Here is a 12,636-nt window from a genome sequence, read left to right on the forward strand (position 1 = left end):
CGCAGTGAATGACACCCACACGCCGGACACCGACGCCGCCGGACACCGCAAGGAAGCCACGCTCTGGCGTGACGATGGCTGGACCGCCCGCATCATCAAGAACGAAGACGACGACGGCTGGGCCGTCGAAATGACGCTGGATGGACAGTCCGAACCGGCCCTGGTGGGCCCGTGGACCATGGGCCGCGACAAGAAGAACCCCAAGCCGCTGGACGGGCCCGCCTTTTCCACGCTGGTCAAGACGGCCAACGAAGTCCTGCGCCGCCACGAACAGCAATTGCACGCCACGCTGCACAAGAGCGTGAAGATCGACGGCGCCGACGGCCGCCTGACCGTCAAGCTGGATATCGTGCCCGACGATGACGAGCCCTATGCCGTGCTGAGCGCCTACGATGACGCGGGCGAACAACTGGCCCGCATCCACGTGGCGCCGACCTACAAGCTGAACGTGCAACGCGCCCAGGAATGGGCCAGCGGCGGGTTCGGACGCGACGGCTGAGGCCGCGTCCGCCCACGGCGCATGGCGCCGCCCAGGCCCCGGCCGGCGCGCCCGGCGCCGCTCAATGGCCGGTGCCGTCGCCCTGCCGGCTGGCCTCGAACAGGAACCAGGTGCGCCGCTCGGTCTCGTCGATCCAGTTCTCGATCAGGCTGGAGCTGGCGATGTCGCGGTGTTCGTCGGTGACGTTATGGGCTTCGCGCAGCGTCGCCGCCAGGGTCTTGTTGTCTTCGCGCAGCTCGGCCAGCATGTCCAGCGGCTGCACGTAGTCGGCGTCATTGTCACTGATGCGCTGGGTGCGCGAAATATGGCCGATGGAACGCATCGTGGTGCCGCCGATCTTGCGAATGCGCTCGGCGATGGGATCGGTCATGGCGAACAACTGATCGCCCTGCTCATCCAGCAGCAGGTGGTAGTCGCGAAAATGCGGCCCGCTGACATGCCAATGAAAGTTCTTGGTCTTCAGGTACAGCGCGAACACGTCGGCCAGCACCTGGTTCAACACCGCGGAGATATCGCGGGTGGCGGCGGCAGCCAGGTCGGTGGGGGTCGCCAATGGGCGCTTGCGCAGCGTCTTTGCCGCCTTGACGGTCTTCGCATTCAGTTTCTTGGCCATGAATCGCAGCTCCTGGAAATGATTCGGAAAACACGCACGCGGCGCGATCGGTCGCGCCGCGAGATCCCAGGGTAATTCCGTCTCCACGCTTTGCCAATGGCCGCGTGCGGCTGGCGCCAGGCTGAACGCCGCCGTCGCCCCGGAGGAATGGCGGCACTAGTGCGGCCGTATCCCGAAGACCCCTTCCTGCCCGGAGAACAGCGCCACGCAAGCCTGGATGCGATCGGCGATGGAGCTTTGCGGCAGCGGCGCGGCCAGGCCCAGCGCCATCTGCCGCAGCGGTTCGGCGATGGTCATGGCCAGCAGCAGGCCGGCGGTCTGACGCGGTTGCTTGATGTAAATCAACCCGCGCGCGGCCAGGGTCTCGAACCACGCGGCCAGCATCGCGGTGCCGCGCTCGATGCCGTTTTCCTGGTAAAGCGCCAGCAGCGCCGCGCGCGCCGGAAAGTCGGCGGTCAGCAGCCGGAACATGCCGACGGCCTCGGCCGACAGGGCGCGGTCGGCGATCGCCTGCAAGACCCGCGCCAGGGCCGGCAGCACCTCGGCCGCGCTGCCGACCTCCTGCGCCATCACCGGCTCGAAGCTGTCGGTCCAGCCGCGCACCACCTGCGCCACCAGGTCTTCGCGGTTGGCGGCGAAGCGGTAGACGGTCTTCTTGGCCATACCGGCGCGCCGGGCCACCGCCTCCAGCGTGGCGGCGGCATAACCCTCGTTCAACAGCAGCCAGGTGGCGGCCTCCAGGATTCCGGCGCGCAATTCGGCGTCAGGCCGGGCGGGACGGCCGCGCGGACGCGGCGGGGGCGACGATGCCATGGTCGGGCAATGCTCCTGTGGTTGAGGTGCGATCTTACACGCAGCCCATATTTTAGAAACGGATATCGTTTCTTTATTGTAGAATCCGCTTCTCCCCCCTTTTCCCGGAGCCACGCCTTGACCTCCCCTCATCCCGATGCGGCGCACATCGCCGCCGACATGGACAGCCTGCTCGACCCCGCGCCGCTGCCGCTGGAAACCGGCATCAAGCGGCTGCCCGGCGGCGGCCTGGTGGTGGCCGCGCGCACCGACCTGCACGGCTGCAAGGGCCGCATGGTCGATTGGTGGTTCAAGTTCTTCCAGACTACGCAGCACATCCGCTGGTGGCATCCGCGCGACCACGTCGAGCATCGCGGCTGGGACGGCGCCTGGCGCCGCGGCGAAAGCTATATCGGCGCTTCGATCCATGCGGTGGAATCGCTGGCCGACCTGCCGCCGGTGGCCGCGAAGCTGAAATTCCACGCCCCCGACGAAGCCTTCGATGCCATCCGCCTGCGCGCGGCGCAGGTCAGCCAGGACGTGTCCGCCGCCGTCTACGCCCGCATCGGCTTTGGCGACCGCATCCGGCTCGATGCCGCCGGCGACCCGCTGGACGGCCAGATGATCCACCTGGCGCGCGACACGCCTTTCGGCTGCGTGCTGCGCAGCCGCTTCTACCTGGGCCTGTCGAGCGAGCAGCCGGAGCAGGACGTTCCCGACGTGCTGGGGCTGAACCTGCTGCGCCACTGCTATACCGAGTTCACCTACCTGTCGCGCTTCCTGCCGTCGATCTACTACGGCGAACACGCCAACGGCGAAGCCGCGCCCCTGCCCTGGTGACGGCCGCCGCGCGGCGCGGTCCGGCCGAAGGAGTATGCTACGGCGCTTTCCCACCGCCCCCCTTCCGTCACATCGTTATGCGCGGCAACCCCGACGCCCGGCAAGGCGCCATCGCCCTGCATGGGTTCTACTTCCTGTACTACGGCTTGCAGGGCGTCAGCATCCCCTTTCTTCCCTTGTGGTTCGCCGGCCGCGGCCTCGATCCGGCGCTGATCGGCCTGATCGTGGCGACCTCGTTCCTGCCCAAGATCCTGTCCACGCCGGTGGTGGCGCACGTGGCCGACCAGCGCGGCGGCGCGCACGGCCTGATCTTCGCCGCGCTGACCGCCTCGCTGCTGCTGTTCCTGTGCTATCCCTTCAGCCAGGCGCCGGCCTGGCTGTTCGGCATCACGCTGCTGCTGAACGCGGTGTTCCCGGCGGTGCTGCCGCTGCTCGATCGCATGGCGATCGCCAGCGGGCGCGGCCAGGGCCACTCGTACACCCTCATCCGCGCCAGCGGATCGCTTGGCTTCGCGCTGGTGACCGTGGCCGGCGGCTACCTGATCAAGACCTTCGACACCGACTGGGTGATGTGGCTGTCGATGCTGCTCATCGTGGCCTGCCTGGCCTGCGTGCGCCTGCTGCCGCGGGCGGCCCGTCCCGCGCCCGGCGAGGCCCCGGCCGCGCGCGTGCGGCTGCCGATGCGCGAGATCCTGCGCGACCGGCCGCTATTGCTGTGCATCGGCGCCGCCTCGCTGGTGCAGGCCAGCAACGGCTTCCTGTATTCGTACTCCACGCTCTACTGGACCGATCGCGGCCTGTCCCCGGCCCTGATCTCGATGCTGTGGGCGGTGGGCGTGGCCAGCGAGGTGCTGTTCTTCGTCCTGGCGCCGAAAGTGCTGGCGCGGGTCGGCGCGCAATGGCTGATCCTGGTTTCGGCCGCCATGACGGCGCTGCGCTGGACCGGCCTGGCGGCCACCACCGACCCGGCCTGGATCGCCGCGCTGCAACTGCTGCAGTGCTTCACGCTGGCGGGCAACAACGCCGCCATCATGTGGTACATCGCCCGGCGCGTGCCGGCGGCCTGCAAGACCTCGGCGATCGCGCTGTATGCGCTGCTCTCGGGCGGTGTGTTCATGTTCGGCAGCATCCAGCTCGGCGGCGCGCTGTATCGCAGCCATGCGCCGGGCGGCTTCCTGGCGATGGCGCTGTGCGCGGCCTGCGCCGTGCCGCTGGTGCTGGCCGCCGACAAGCGCGCGCGGTCGGCCCGTTAGTCGCGCGCCGCCGCCAGGGCGGTTGCGCCCACCATCTCGGCGATCTCCGCGACCGTGTCCGGCGTCAGGCGCCTGGTGTCCAGGCGCCGCAGCAGGGCTTCGCGCGCCACCGCAAAAACGATGGCCTGCCCCAGGATTGCATGCGCGCGCAGGATGCTGTCGCGCCCGCCGGGCGGTTCGCGCCGCAGGACCGCGACCCGGCAGGTGACCGCTTCGTGCAGCGGCATGAACAGGGCGGCATGGATGGCCTCGAATCGGGGCGTGGGTTGCAGTTGTTCGCGCGCCAGCAGCAGGCTGCGGGCGGCGGACGCGTCGGAATCCAGCAAGGCCGTGGCGAAGTCCCGCATGAGCGCCCGCAATTGCGTGGCGGCCTCCCTGGGCGTGGCCGGCGGCGTTTCGGGCCAGGCCAGGCGCGCGGCGATGTCGTGCGCCGTCTGTTCCAGCACGGCGGCGTAGACCCCTTCCTTGCCACCGAAGTGGTAGGGAATGGCGGATTGGTTGACGCCGGCGGCGTCGGCCAGTTGGCGCGTGCGCACGCCGTCCAGGCCGAGCTGGCTGAACAGCGCCAATCCGGCGCGCAGCAGCCGCTCGCGCGTGTCCAGGCCGCGTTCGGCAGCGGGGGATTCAGTGGACGTTGTCTGCATGGGAGGTCTTGCTTCCTGTATCGTCGGCGCGGCCGGGCAGTGCCCGGCCGCGCGCCAGGATAGCAGGGCTGGCGCCGGCACACTAGCCGTCCGCGCGCATCAGCCGGGTCGAGTTTTCGTTCAGCGCGATGCCGCCTGTTTCGCCCACGATCACGGTGCCGCCGATATTCGCCAAATGGCGGCCGAAACCGCAATTGGGCTCGAATGCGAAGCACATGCCGGCTTGCAGGGGCAGGTCCCGCCCCACGGTGGGCAAGGACCGCAGTTGCGGATAGCGGGCCGCCTCCGGCAGCGATTCTATGCCTGGCGCGCTGCCGAAACCCACCGGCCCGTACGGGTTGATGCTGTGGACCAGGGGGTGCACATGCCAGCCGCCGGCGGCCAGCAGGGGCGCTTCCATGGCGTCGACCAGATCGCCGAAGGTATTGCCGGCGCGCAGCGCCGCCAGCCCGGCGTCGTAGCCGGCGCGGGCCACTGCGGCGGCGCGCTCGAAGTCCGGATGGACTTCGCCGATGGCAACGGCGGCCTGGTGCTGGGTTTCCATCAGGCCATACAGCGCGAACAGTTCCGACAGCACGATGTCGCCCTCGCGCAGCACTCGGGGCTGCTGCGAACGGTATTGCCAGGCGGGCGGCCCCCAGCCGACATACTCCGGCCCGGTGCCCAGCAGCACTTCGGCGGTGTAGCCGCCAAGCGCGAAGCAGGTGGCGGTGACGGCGGCCACCAGGTCGGCTTCGCTGACGCCCGGCCTGGCCGTGGCGCGCAGGGCCTCGCTCATGGCCTCGCCGATATCAGCGGCGCGGCGGATCAGGCCCAGCTCCTCTTCGCTCTTGACCGAGGCCAGGCGGAAGAACGCCTTGTAGACGGGGACGAATTCGGCCTTGGGCAGCGCCTGCGCCATGCCTTGCAGGGTGCGGGCCGGCAGCGCGCCATCGAAATAGAACGGCGGATAGGGCTCCAGGCCGATCACACCGACGCGCCGGCCATCCAGCCCGCGTTCGGCCAGCCAGCCGCCGACATCCCGGCCGGTCTTGCCGACATAGAGCTGTTCCGGCGCGATCCATTGGAGATCGCCGCGCAAGGCCGCCTGGATGTGGTCGGCGATCATCAGCGAGGCAAAGGTGTAGACCCGCGGGGGCTCGTCGCCGATGAACACGACCAGCGATCCGGGACGGTCGTTACTGAAATAGCAATCGGGTGAAAAGCCGGCGGGCGCGGCCGCTTCGCGGTCGCCATAAACCACCAGGGCATCCAGGCCCTCGGCCCGCATGATGGCGCGGGCCAGGTTCCAGCGCCGGTCGCGTTCCGCCAGCGACAGAGGGGCGGGGGGCAGGGTCATGAGCGGTGCTCCTTCAGAGCAGTAGAGGAGCGCGCAGATTAATTCAATCAAATGAATTAATCAAACGATCATGTCGGGCCAGGCCTGGCGTGGCCGGTCCGTGACGGCGCGGCGCCGGTCAGGCCGCGCGGCTTGCCCGATGGCAAAGCGCGCGGCCGGATTGGTTCCTCGCCCTTCCCCGTCAGCAGCAGCCGATGCGCTTCTTGCCGCCGTAGCGGGCATCCTGGCGCTCGCGGAAGAACGCCTCGTAGCTCATCGGCTCCTGGTCCGGATGGGTGCGCCGCATGTGCTCGACGTAGGTCTCGTAGTCTGGCACCCCGACCATCAACCGCAGCGTCTGGCCGAGATAGCGGCCGGCGGCGCCGGCCGCCGAGGTCATGTTGGAAAACAGCATGGCGGCGCCTCCCGGCCTCAGTCCGCGCCGGCGGCCGCGGCGGCCGGCAGGGTTTCGTAGGGCGTTTCGCGCGCGCTCGGCTGGTTCTCGGCGCGGGCGCGCTGCACCGAACGGATGCCGAACACCACGATGCTGACCACCACGAACATGAAGATCGCGCACAGGCCGGCGTTGATGTAGTCGTTCAGCACCACGCGCGACATTTCCGCCAGCGACTTGGCCGGAGCCAGCACCTTGCCTTCGGCGATCGCGGCGTTGTACTTGGCCGCGTGCGACAGGAAGCTGACCTTGGGGTCGGCGTGGAACAGCTTCTGCCAGCCGGCGGTCAGGGTGCACGCCAGCAGCCACAGCGTGGGCAGCACGGTGACCCAGGCGTAGCGGTCGCGCTTCATCTTGAACAGCACCACGGTGCCCAGCGTCAGCGCGATCGCGGCCAGCATCTGGTTGGCGATGCCGAACAGCGGCCACAGCGTGTTGATGCCGCCCAGCGGATCGACCACGCCCTGGTACAGGAAGTAGCCCCAGGCCGCCACGCACAGGCCGGTGGCGATCAGGTTGGCCGGCAGCGACTCGGTGCGCTTGAGCGACGGCGCGAAGGTGCCCAGCAGGTCCTGCAGCATGAAGCGGCCGGCGCGGGTGCCGGCATCCACCGCCGTCAGGATGAACAGCGCCTCGAACAGGATGGCGAAGTGGTACCAGAACGCCATCATGCTGGGGCCGCCGATGGCCTGGTGCAGGATGTGCGCCATACCCACGGCCAGGGTCGGCGCGCCGCCGGCGCGCGAGATGATGGTGCTTTCGCCCACGTCCTTGGCGGTCTGCACCAGGTCGGCCGGCGTCACCACGAAGCCCCAGCTGGACACCACCTGGGCCACCTGGTCAGGCGTGGTGCCGATGACGGCCGCCGGGCTGTTCATGGCGTAATAGATGCCCGGCTCGATCACGCAAGCGGCCACCAGCGCCATGATGGCGACGAACGATTCCATCAGCATGCCGCCGTAACCGATGTAGCGGGCCTGGGTTTCGTTCTCGATCAGCTTGGGCGTGGTGCCCGACGAGATCAGGGCATGGAAGCCCGACACCGCGCCGCAGGCGATGGTGATGAACAGGAACGGGAACAGGTTGCCCGACCACACCGGGCCGGTGCCGTCCACGAATTGGGTCAGCGCCGGCATTTTCAGCTCGGGCGCGACCACCACGATGCCGATGGCCAGGCCGACGATGGTGCCGATCTTCAGGAAGGTCGACAGATAGTCGCGCGGCGCCAGCAGCAGCCACACCGGCAGCACCGAGGCGATGAAGCCGTAGATGATCAGGATCCAGGTCAGGCCCTTGCCGTCGAAGTCGAACATCGGGCCGATGACCGGATGCGCAGCCACGTCCTGGCCGAACACGATGGCGGCCATCAGGCCGACGAAGCCGATGACCGACACTTCGCCGATCTTGCCCGGGCGGATGTAGCGCAGGTATACGCCCATGAAGAGCGCGATGGGAATGGTCACGGCCACCGTGAACGTGCCCCACGGCGAGTGCGTCAGGGCCTTGACCACGATCAGCGCCAGCACCGCCAGGATGATGACCATGATCATGAAGGCGCCGAACAGCGCGATCACGCCCGGGATCTTGCCCAGCTCGGACTTGACCAGGTCGCCCAGCGAACGGCCGTCGCGGCGCGTCGAGATGAACAGGATGGTGAAGTCCTGCACCGCGCCGGCAAACACCACGCCGGCCAGGATCCACAACATGCCGGGCAGGTAGCCCATCTGCGCGGCCAGCACGGGGCCGACCAGCGGGCCGGCGCCGGCGATGGCGGCGAAGTGGTGGCCGAACAGCACGTGCTTGTTGGTCGGCACGTAGTCCAGGCCGTCGTTGTACTTCCAGGCCGGCGTCATGCGCGTCGGGTCAAGGCGGAACACCTTGTTGGCGATGAAGCGGCTGTAATACCGGTATGCGATCAAGTACACGCAGACGGCGGCGATCACCACCCATAGCGCGTTGACGGTCTCCCCTCTGGCCAGCGCCACGGTGCCGAGCGCGAACGCGCCCAATACCGCAACCGCCAGCCAGACCAGGTGCTGACCCAGTCCCTTACTGCTGGTTTGCATAAGTGCTCCTCTAGCCTCCCGCCCTGCTTTTGGCGTGAAACGTTTTTTTCGTCCCGCGGGTAGGCAGACTCATTGTTGTAGGGTGGCGGACGCAGGCGTCCGCACGGCGTCCGGTCGACGCGGGCGTTAGTATTTCGGTTTGCCCCAGGCGCAACAAGCGCGGAACTACGCAAGTCCCCTACGTGGTACTACGGAATGCGCCGCAGCATATTCAAGGCCGGGATCGTAAAATCGATCGCGCGCCCGCTTGCAGGGCGGCGGCCTTTCTTCCTTGATGCATCGCAACACGCGCGCCTCGCGCTGATACAAATCCCCTGATGAAGCTGCGCCTCAAAATCCTCTTGCTGGCCGCCGTCCCCCTGCTGGTGGCGCTGGCGGCCATCGCCGTGGCGGTGTACGTGCAGGGCCTGCAATTGGCCCAGCGCGAGAAAGAAGTAGTGGAAAACGCCTGGCTCGGCAGCAAGGAAAGCGAACTGCGCCACTACGTCAGCCTGGCCTACAGCGCCATCGCCCCGCTGCAGGACGCCAGCGATGGCGACGCCGCGCGCGAGCGCGCGCTGGCGCTGCTGGCGCAGATGGAATTCGGCCACGACGGCTATTTCTTCGTCTACGACCTGCGCGGCAAGAATCTGATGCATCCGCGCCAGCCCGAACTGGTCGGCCAGGAGCTCTGGAACCTGCGCGACACCCGGGGACAGCCGGTGATCCAGAACCTGCTGGCCGCCGCCCGCCACGGCGGCAGCCAGGGCCAGGCGGTTCACTATCTCTGGGAAAAGCCCTCGACCCACCAGACCGTCGAAAAGCTCGGCTACGTGGTGGTGCTGGAACGCTGGGGCTGGATGCTCGGCACCGGCATCTACCTGGACGACGTCGAGCAGGCGCTGGCGCACATCGACGCCGCCGCCCAGGCCAACATCCGCAACATGTTCGCCTGGGTCGCCGGTATCGCGGCGGTCTCGATCCTGGGCGTGGCGGCCTGCGGGCTGGCGCTCAATATCAGCGACCATCGCCAATCCGACGCCAAGCTGCGGCTGATGGCCCAGCAACTGGTGCGCTCGCAGGAAGACGAACGCGCGCGCCTGTCGCGCGAGCTGCACGACGGCATCAGCCAGGTGCTGGTGTCGGGCAAGCTGGCTCTCGAAGCCGCCCGCGACCGCCTGCGCCAGGCCCTGGGGGCCGAGCCGCGCGCGCTGGCGCACATCGACACCCCGTTGGGCGGCGCGCTCGACCGCCTCAATAGCGCCGTGGGCGAGGTACGCCGCATCTCGCACAACCTGCGCCCCGCGCTGCTGGACGACCTGGGCCTGCCGGCCGCGCTGGAACACCTGGGCCGCGAATTCGCCAGCGCCAGCCAGCACGGCGCCGCGCCGCTGGCCGTGCGCCTGTCCACCCAGGGCCGGCCGGTGAAACTGCCCGAGGCCTACGCCACCGCCCTGTTCCGCGTCACCCAGGAGGCGCTCACCAACGTGGTGCGCCACGCCGGCGCCCGCCACGCCGACCTGACGCTGACCTACGCCGAGCGCGAACTGCGCCTGACCATTCACGACGACGGCCGCGGCTTCGACTACGCCGCGGTGCAGCAGGACCCGCGCGGCGGCATCGGCCTGCGCAACATGCGCGAACGCATGACGGCGCTGTCCGGCAGCCTCAGCTTCCACACCTCCAACCAGGGCACCACCCTGCAGGCCTGGCTGCCCTTGCCGCCAGCCCCCTCTTCCGACGCTTCCCCCTCCGTATGACCGACCCTGGCTCCCCCATCCGATTGCTGCTGATCGACGACCACCCGCTGGTGCGCGACGGCCTGCGCCTGCGCCTGGAAACCGTGCCGCACCTGCAGGTGGTGGGCGAGGCCGGCAACGCCGCCGCCGCCCTCGCCTTCCTGCAGGCCTGCGTCGCCGAGGACCCGCAGGGCGGCGCCCTGCCGCAGCTGGTGCTGATGGACCTGAACATGCCGGGCGTGGGCGGCCTGGAACTGACCGCGCAATTGCACGAGCGCTATCCACAGATCGCGGTGCTGGTGCTGTCGATGCACGACAACCCCGAATACATGCTGCAGGCGGTGCGCGCCGGCGCGCGCGGCTACCTGCTCAAGGACGAGCCGGCCCAGGAGATCCTGGCCGCCATCGATACCGTCATGACCGGCCGCAATTACTTCAGCGCCGCCGTGTCGCTGCGCCTGTCGCAGGCCAGCGCCCCCGCCACCCTGCTGACGCAGCGCGAGCGCGACGTGCTGCGCCACATCGCCAGCGGCCACGCCAACAAGCAGATCGCCCAGGCGCTGGGCCTGTCGGTGCGCACCGTCGAAACTCACCGGCTGAACATCAAGCGCAAGCTGGGCATCGACGGCCAGGCCGAACTGATCAAGTACGCGGTCGAGAATCGCGGCGTCTGACCCGGCGCCGGCTGCCCCCGCTGGCGGCCGGACGCTGGCCGGGCAACCGCGGCTGCGGAACGGCCCGGCGCTGGGGTAGACTTGCGTGTTCATCGCCGTTGCCGGCGCGCAGCCCCCAGGAGTTCCCATGTCATTGGAAAATCACTACACCGCCATTCTGGAAGCCCTGGGGGAAGATCCGTCCCGCGAAGGCCTGGCCGACACGCCGGCGCGCGCGGCCAAGGCCATGCGCCACCTGTGCCGCGGCTACCACCAGAACCTGGACGAAATCGTCAACGGCGCGCTGTTCACGTCCGACACGCGCGAGATTGTGCTGGTCAAGAACATCGAGCTGTATTCGCTCTGTGAGCACCACATGCTGCCTTTCATCGGCAAGGCGCACGTGGCCTACCTGCCCAATGGCAAAGTGCTGGGCCTGTCCAAGGTGGCGCGCATCGTCGAGATGTACGCCCGCCGCCTGCAGATCCAGGAAAACCTCAGCCGCCAGGTGGCCGAGGCGGTGCAATCGGTCACCGGCGCGGCCGGCGTGGCCGTGGTGATCGAGGCGCAGCACATGTGCATGATGATGCGCGGCGTCGAAAAGCAGAATTCGTCCATGGTCACGTCGGTGATGCTGGGCGAATTCCACGAGAATCCCTCGACCCGCGCGGAATTCCTCAGCCTGATCCGCTGAAGCGCCCCCGCATCCCCCAGGCAAGGGCGGTTTGCGCCGCCCTCGATGGCGCGAAGGGAGCGCTAGCGCCGTTCGCCGCGCACGACCATCCAGATGCCGCAACCCGACACCCCCGTGCCCAGCAGCATCAACCAGGACAACGGCTCATCGAACATGGCCCAGGCCCACAACAGGGTGACCGCGGGACTCAGGTACAGCACGCTGGCGACACGGGTCGGCGACGAGCGTCGCAGGCAGATCCAATACAGGCCATAGCCGCCCAGCGTGGACAGCACCGCCGTCCACAGCACGCTCAGCGCGAACCCCGGGCTGGGAACCGGCAGCAAGCTGCCTTCCCTGCCCGCCAGCGCGGCGAAGGCCAAGGCCGAAATGGCGCACTGCAGCCACAGATTGGCCAGCAAGCCCAGGGCAGCGGGTGAATCGGCCCGCTTCTGCCACAAGGTCGCCAGCGCCAGCGACAGCATGCCCAGCAGCGGCAGACCGTAGCTCCACAGGGGTGTCTCGCCCCAGGCCAGGGCATCCTGCGTCACCAGGATCACGCCGAGTAATCCCAGCATCAATCCCAGCCAGACACGCTTGTCCAGGCGCTGGCCAAGCAGTCCCGCGCCCAGCAGCGCGGTGCCGATCGGCAACAGGTCGGCGATCAGCGCCGCCAGGCCCGCGGGCACGCCGTACTCAATGCCCTTGGACACGCCCGCCAGGTAGCCGGCCATCGCCAGCAGGCCGATGCCGGCATGACGCAACAACACCGCCAGCGGCGCGCGCCGCAACTGCCCAGCCACCCAGGGCAGCAACGCCAGCGTCACCACCACGCAACGCCAGAACACCACCAAGAAGACCGGGGCGTGATCGATGGAAAAGCGCGTCCCGACGAACCCCGAACTCCAGGTCACGACCAGCGCGGCCTCCAGCGCCAGCAGTGGCACGGCAGCCACCGACGCGCGCCGGACGACGGAGGGCTCAGATGTGGCGTTGCCGGTCGCGCGGCAGGACGGGGCGGGATGGATCATGGTCGGCGTCTTCATGGCCTTGACCTTAACGCCTGGCCATAATCAAATAAATCAAAATATATTTGCCATCTTGTTCACAAAA

The 12,636-nt window shown here is 68.5% G+C and carries 13 protein-coding genes; 6 read left to right on the top strand and 7 right to left on the bottom strand.

Going from position 1 to position 12,636, the window contains the following annotated elements:
* Positions 1–4 precede the first annotated feature (4 nt).
* Positions 5–499, top strand: coding sequence for a hypothetical protein (locus tag K2W61_RS23850; RefSeq protein WP_175132164.1), 495 nt, complete (start codon positions 5–7; stop codon positions 497–499).
* A 61-nt stretch (positions 500–560) separates the two neighbouring features.
* Here K2W61_RS23850 and K2W61_RS23855 read toward each other — a convergent pair whose 3' ends face one another.
* A complete protein-coding gene (locus K2W61_RS23855; protein WP_175140039.1) occupies positions 561–1,112 on the bottom strand; it encodes a Dps family protein in 552 nt (183 codons plus the stop codon).
* Between the two features lie 156 nt (positions 1,113–1,268).
* Positions 1,269–1,925: a TetR/AcrR family transcriptional regulator gene (locus tag K2W61_RS23860; RefSeq protein WP_236756714.1), complete on the bottom strand. Its 657-nt coding sequence runs from the start codon at positions 1,923–1,925 to the stop codon at positions 1,269–1,271.
* A gap of 159 nt (positions 1,926–2,084) precedes the next feature.
* On the opposite strand from K2W61_RS23860, the gene K2W61_RS23865 reads away from it, so the two are divergent.
* The gene (locus K2W61_RS23865; protein ID WP_236757072.1) at positions 2,085–2,744 is read left to right on the top strand and encodes a DAPG hydrolase family protein; all 660 of its coding nucleotides are present in this window, start codon (positions 2,085–2,087) and stop codon (positions 2,742–2,744) included.
* Positions 2,745–2,821: 77 nt separating this feature from the next.
* On the top strand, positions 2,822–3,997 hold the full coding sequence (locus K2W61_RS23870) for an MFS transporter (protein WP_236756715.1): 1,176 nt from the start codon (positions 2,822–2,824) through the stop codon (positions 3,995–3,997).
* On the opposite strand, the gene K2W61_RS23875 is transcribed toward K2W61_RS23870, so the two are convergent.
* The 4 genes from K2W61_RS23875 to K2W61_RS23890 all read right to left on the bottom strand — a co-directional run bounded on the left by K2W61_RS23875 (position 3,994) and on the right by K2W61_RS23890 (position 8,479).
* The gene (locus K2W61_RS23875) at positions 3,994–4,641 is read right to left on the bottom strand and encodes a CerR family C-terminal domain-containing protein (protein WP_236756716.1); all 648 of its coding nucleotides are present in this window, start codon (positions 4,639–4,641) and stop codon (positions 3,994–3,996) included. The two genes, K2W61_RS23870 and K2W61_RS23875, sit on opposite strands and share 4 nt — an antisense overlap.
* A gap of 82 nt (positions 4,642–4,723) precedes the next feature.
* Positions 4,724–5,980, bottom strand: a complete 1,257-nt coding sequence (locus tag K2W61_RS23880; RefSeq protein ID WP_236756717.1) for a M24 family metallopeptidase — start codon at positions 5,978–5,980, stop codon at positions 4,724–4,726.
* 181 nt (positions 5,981–6,161) lie between these two features.
* Positions 6,162–6,374, bottom strand: coding sequence for a YbdD/YjiX family protein (locus K2W61_RS23885; protein ID WP_006219198.1), 213 nt, complete (start codon positions 6,372–6,374; stop codon positions 6,162–6,164).
* A 17-nt stretch (positions 6,375–6,391) separates the two neighbouring features.
* On the bottom strand, positions 6,392–8,479 hold the full coding sequence (locus K2W61_RS23890) for a carbon starvation CstA family protein (RefSeq protein WP_175140042.1): 2,088 nt from the start codon (positions 8,477–8,479) through the stop codon (positions 6,392–6,394).
* Positions 8,480–8,796: 317 nt separating this feature from the next.
* Here K2W61_RS23890 and K2W61_RS23895 point away from each other — a divergent pair, with 317 nt between their 5' ends.
* The 3 genes from K2W61_RS23895 to folE all read left to right on the top strand — a co-directional run bounded on the left by K2W61_RS23895 (position 8,797) and on the right by folE (position 11,544).
* Positions 8,797–10,218 (top strand): cache domain-containing protein, encoded by a 1,422-nt coding sequence (locus tag K2W61_RS23895; RefSeq protein WP_175132171.1) that lies wholly within the window; start codon positions 8,797–8,799, stop codon positions 10,216–10,218.
* Positions 10,215–10,871, top strand: coding sequence for a response regulator (locus K2W61_RS23900; protein ID WP_175132172.1), 657 nt, complete (start codon positions 10,215–10,217; stop codon positions 10,869–10,871). The genes K2W61_RS23895 and K2W61_RS23900 overlap by 4 nt, the downstream gene beginning before the upstream one ends.
* A 127-nt stretch (positions 10,872–10,998) precedes the next feature.
* Positions 10,999–11,544: a GTP cyclohydrolase I FolE gene (gene folE, locus K2W61_RS23905; RefSeq protein ID WP_175140044.1), complete on the top strand. Its 546-nt coding sequence runs from the start codon at positions 10,999–11,001 to the stop codon at positions 11,542–11,544.
* Between the two features lie 62 nt (positions 11,545–11,606).
* On the opposite strand, the gene K2W61_RS23910 is transcribed toward folE, so the two are convergent.
* Entirely contained in the window at positions 11,607–12,569 is a 963-nt protein-coding gene (locus tag K2W61_RS23910; protein WP_236756718.1) for a DMT family transporter, read from the bottom strand.
* Positions 12,570–12,636 lie beyond the last annotated feature (67 nt).

Source organism: Achromobacter pulmonis, assembly GCF_021733725.1.
In the GTDB taxonomy this organism is placed as follows: domain Bacteria; phylum Pseudomonadota; class Gammaproteobacteria; order Burkholderiales; family Burkholderiaceae_B; genus Achromobacter; species Achromobacter pulmonis.

Coding starts and splice junctions, on each gene's coding strand:
- K2W61_RS23910 (WP_236756718.1), bottom strand. CDS start 12,569: ATGAAGACGCCGACCATGATCCATCCCGCCCCGTCCTGCCGCGCGACC.
- K2W61_RS23900 (WP_175132172.1), top strand. CDS start 10,215: ATGACCGACCCTGGCTCCCCCATCCGATTGCTGCTGATCGACGACCAC.
- K2W61_RS23885 (WP_006219198.1), bottom strand. CDS start 6,374: ATGCTGTTTTCCAACATGACCTCGGCGGCCGGCGCCGCCGGCCGCTAT.
- K2W61_RS23890 (WP_175140042.1), bottom strand. CDS start 8,479: ATGCAAACCAGCAGTAAGGGACTGGGTCAGCACCTGGTCTGGCTGGCG.
- K2W61_RS23875 (WP_236756716.1), bottom strand. CDS start 4,641: ATGCAGACAACGTCCACTGAATCCCCCGCTGCCGAACGCGGCCTGGAC.
- K2W61_RS23880 (WP_236756717.1), bottom strand. CDS start 5,980: ATGACCCTGCCCCCCGCCCCTCTGTCGCTGGCGGAACGCGACCGGCGC.
- K2W61_RS23860 (WP_236756714.1), bottom strand. CDS start 1,925: ATGGCATCGTCGCCCCCGCCGCGTCCGCGCGGCCGTCCCGCCCGGCCT.
- K2W61_RS23865 (WP_236757072.1), top strand. CDS start 2,085: ATGGACAGCCTGCTCGACCCCGCGCCGCTGCCGCTGGAAACCGGCATC.
- K2W61_RS23855 (WP_175140039.1), bottom strand. CDS start 1,112: ATGGCCAAGAAACTGAATGCGAAGACCGTCAAGGCGGCAAAGACGCTG.
- K2W61_RS23895 (WP_175132171.1), top strand. CDS start 8,797: ATGAAGCTGCGCCTCAAAATCCTCTTGCTGGCCGCCGTCCCCCTGCTG.
- K2W61_RS23870 (WP_236756715.1), top strand. CDS start 2,822: ATGCGCGGCAACCCCGACGCCCGGCAAGGCGCCATCGCCCTGCATGGG.
- folE (WP_175140044.1), top strand. CDS start 10,999: ATGTCATTGGAAAATCACTACACCGCCATTCTGGAAGCCCTGGGGGAA.